Source organism: Bacteroides sp. CAG:189 (assembly GCF_000432295.1).
GTDB lineage: Bacteria > Bacteroidota > Bacteroidia > Bacteroidales > Bacteroidaceae > Bacteroides > Bacteroides salyersiae.
This window is the reverse complement of the sequence record NZ_HF991123.1, coordinates 1-2,139: the sequence shown is the minus strand read 5'-3', so window position 1 is coordinate 2,139 and position 2,139 is coordinate 1. Positions and strand designations below refer to the sequence as shown.

Below are 2,139 nucleotides of genomic sequence, written 5' to 3'. Positions count from 1 at the left end.
CTTAGCAGCCTGCAAATCATCATCCAATTTATCTAAAGCTGCAAGAACACATGCACAAGCACCCGGTCCAGAAACAATCAAACACGAACATGCCAATACTGCTGCACTGCATTTAGCTTCAGCATAGTTACGAGCAGAATTATATTGTTCATAACATGTGGCATACAATACCTCTGATCGAGTCTTTACTTTTACAATATTAGAAGCTTCAAAGTAATCATTAAAAAGTTGTATCTTTTCCATCTGATTTAATCGTTCATATTGCGTATTAGCCAATAAACTATTCATCTTCGCTCCTAATCTCTGTAAATCGTTAAGCATATCAGCTTTATTTATAATATCCAACAAATAATCATCATCATTCACATTAGACATTAATTCATTATAATCACTTTCACTTAATGTTTCCTTATACATAAGAAATTTAGCCATAACTGATTCATTCTCTTTAATAAAAGCTAAAAACTCATTTGAATTTTCAATAGATATCATAAGCGGATTTTTATTCACAACAACATCCTCCATTGAACTATTTATAATGTCACATTCATCAGAGGAACAACTGTAAATCACCCCAAAAATAGCTGCAGAAAAGATCATAGCACTACAAAGAGAGGCCATTGCTTTAAATTTTAATTTCATATTATTACTTTTTTAATTATATAAATAATCCTAACCAGCCAAACATTTCAAATTTGGTATATTCCTATATTTTTTCACAAAAACAAATCAAGTAACATTGGTCTTTATCCTCCTACCCAAAACAATTTTATATTTCATCATTAAGTGTACACAATATAAGTCGTATACTTTTTTAGTTACAAACATAGAGGAACTACCAATAATTCACAACAAACAATTATAGACAAACACCATAGACAAGCATTTGTCTATGAAATCTTAGACAAGTATTCAGTATTTTTCATTTCTAAGCATTCCCGTTATAGCCTCATTAATAGACTTCACTTCCTTCAATCCCATTTTCTTGGCAATACGATAACGGTGAGTAGCCAAAGAGGCCAATTGGATATGATAATAGGATGCAATCTGTTTATTACTCACTTCTAAACAAATCAGTATTATTAAATGAATATCTTCATTAGACAACGGATAATTATTACGTAACTTCTGAATAAAGCCATCGTATGTATTATCAAAATATGCCTCCAAACAGTGCCAATCTTTATCATCTGAAGGCATATTGAGTAATACTTGCTTCTTCTCAAGAGAAGTTGAGATCGTATTTACTTTTTGTGGACAACTCTGTTCTATACAAAAATTCTTTCCAGCCCTTTTGCTACTTTTCTTTTGTTTTTTAGGATAAATAAGATAACCAACAAACAAGATAAGTAATATTACTATCCAATATCCAATGTGAATATATAAAGTATTAGACATAGCATTATATTTTTAAGGTTAAGTAATTTTCCATTTCACTCTTTATTCGCTCAATAATAACTGATGGTATTTTCACTGGTTTAGAAATAATAATCGTAGCAAGTTCTCTTGCTTCTGTTTGCCGTCCTTGTCTATCCAACAACCAAACCAATCGATACAATGGCATAAATCGATTAGGACACATATCAGAAGCCAATCTAAAATATTCCTCCGCTTCTACCATTCGATTTATTTCCCAACAATTCTGCGCAATCAACATTTCCAAATCATAATCACTCCATAAATGACGGCATTTCATCGCAATATCAAGACTTTCCTTGTAAAACCGGACTACATTAAGCTCAGCTGCATAATTGTATAAAAAATAGCGATCATTCCCCAGCACACGCTCTGCCGCATCATACAAAGGTTGTGCCTTTTCGAAAAGCCCACACGAAGACAGGGACAATGCATGTTTCCATTTCATCTCTGCCTTTACCCGAATAACCATCGTGTTCGTTATGCACAAACTCCCCATAACACATAATATCACCAACCACTTTCCAACAACAGAAAATATCTTCCAATGAATATGCCACGTATTCCCAGCCAATATAACCAAATCCAATAAAACAACAGCCCAAGTAAATGGATATAGAAATGGGTAAGAAAATAAAGAGAAAACGGTTATTGAACAAAGACTTAATGCAGCTAAGTCCTTATAGCAACTGTTACATTTTTGATAGCAAAGTATTAAAAATA

At 32.5% G+C, this 2,139-nt stretch carries 2 protein-coding genes and 1 pseudogene; all 3 read right to left on the bottom strand.

Going from position 1 to position 2,139, the window contains the following annotated elements:
• A partial coding sequence (locus QVP90_RS18070; RefSeq protein ID WP_288204907.1) for a hypothetical protein occupies nt 1-642 on the bottom strand: 642 nt, incomplete at its 3' end.
• A 270-nt stretch (nt 643-912) separates the two neighbouring features.
• Nucleotides 913-1,398: a hypothetical protein gene (locus tag QVP90_RS18065; protein WP_005927331.1), complete on the bottom strand. Its 486-nt coding sequence runs from the start codon at nt 1,396-1,398 to the stop codon at nt 913-915.
• A 4-nt stretch (nt 1,399-1,402) separates the two neighbouring features.
• Nucleotides 1,403-2,139 (bottom strand): annotated as a pseudogene (locus QVP90_RS18060) (O-antigen ligase family protein); the annotation flags it as partial.